The 1,492-nt window shown below is 48.5% G+C and carries 1 protein-coding gene; it reads right to left on the reverse strand.

The window, feature by feature from the left end; genetic code table 11:
- Positions 1–59 precede the first annotated feature (59 nt).
- Positions 60–1,492, reverse strand: a 1,433-nt coding sequence (locus tag GOV87_RS20315) for an amidohydrolase family protein (RefSeq protein WP_371813549.1), incomplete at its 5' end; no start/stop codon positions are given.

Raw genomic sequence — 1,492 nt, forward strand, 5'->3', positions numbered from 1 at the left:
CGTCATCACCTGCCAGCTTAAGGCATTAATGGATACCTGGGCTCCAAGCGAAACGCAGTTCAAAGCTCGTTTTTATAGATGACGCCGTCCTTCATAATCAGGTCGAAGTTTTCTTGTGGGTCCCCTACAAGCTCCAAGTTTTCAAGCGGGTTGCCGTCCACGAGGATCAGATCAGCGTATGCGCCATCTCTGATAACTCCGAGTGGACCGTCTTGGTAGGGATGACGAGGGCCACTCATTTCCATTAGGCGGGCATTTTCAGAGGTCGCTATCTTGAGCGCTTGATAAGGCGTCATCCAAGTTCCCAACCTCACAAGATATTCGCTCTGTTGATACGCCTTTGATGGATCCATGAGTTGATCGGTGCCAAAGGCGATATTCACGCCAATTTCGACGGCCATTGGGTACAGCGCGTCTACAGCATCAGTCACCTGTTTCCACTTTTTGGCACTAACTGGGCTATCCCAAACCATATCGGCCTCAAACATCGCCTGAGGACTGAGCCAAGCGCCTTTTTCCTTCATCAATTCCAGTGTTTCTCTTGATGCGAAGAAGCCGTGCTCAATGCTCATCACGCCGTTTTCTATTGAGGTACGGATACCTCTGTCTGTCATCACATGCGCCAAAACATAGGTGTTAAAGTTCGTTGCCTCTTCGACTACCGCACGAATTTCGTCGACCGAATACTCGCTCACATCCAGCGGATCGTATTGGGAAGAGACACCACCACCAGTCGTGATTTTGACCTGAGTAGCACCAAACTTGAGGATTTCTCTGGTTCTCTTTCTGACTTCCGGTACGCCATCAGAAATCATCGCCATCATATTTTTTTCCCAATAACTCAGTTCAGAGTTGGAGTTTCTTGGGTTTTCAAGCAGCGTGTGAAAGTCGGCATGGCCTGACGTTTGGCTCATGAATGGTCCGGAGGGCAAAATGCGGTGACCGGGGTATTCACCAGCGTCAATCAGTTTCTTGATCGTAAACGGATTTCCGCCAGGGTCTCTAACGGTGGTAAATCCACGCATTAAAGTCTCTTCAGCCCCCTTCATACTGCGAATGGCCACTTCCGACATGTCGCCTTGATTCAACATTAGAACGGATGCAGGAGTGTAGGCATACGTCGTGTGCCAATGGACATCGATCAATCCTGGGATCATCGTGCGACCGCCACCGTCAATCACCACCGCGTTCTCGGCTTCGATTGGGTCGGAAGAAACAGCGGTTATGAGATTATCTTCGATCAAAACGTTAGCATTCTCGATGCGTGCTTCGTTTACCCCGTCAAAAACATGAACATTCGTTATGAGAGTTCTTGTAGAATCCTCTTGAGCGCTCACCAGCGGCGCCAGCATACCCGAGATTATCACGCTGAAAGTTGAAAATAAAATTTTGCGCATATCTCTCACCTTAGGAATATCACAGACTTCGATTTCTTGAATGTACCGATTGGAGCCAATGCACCGAGGAAAATCGATATGAACTTTTTTAAGGA

Source organism: Ruegeria sp. HKCCA5426 (genome assembly GCF_013034585.1).
Taxonomy (GTDB): domain Bacteria; phylum Pseudomonadota; class Alphaproteobacteria; order Rhodobacterales; family Rhodobacteraceae; genus Ruegeria.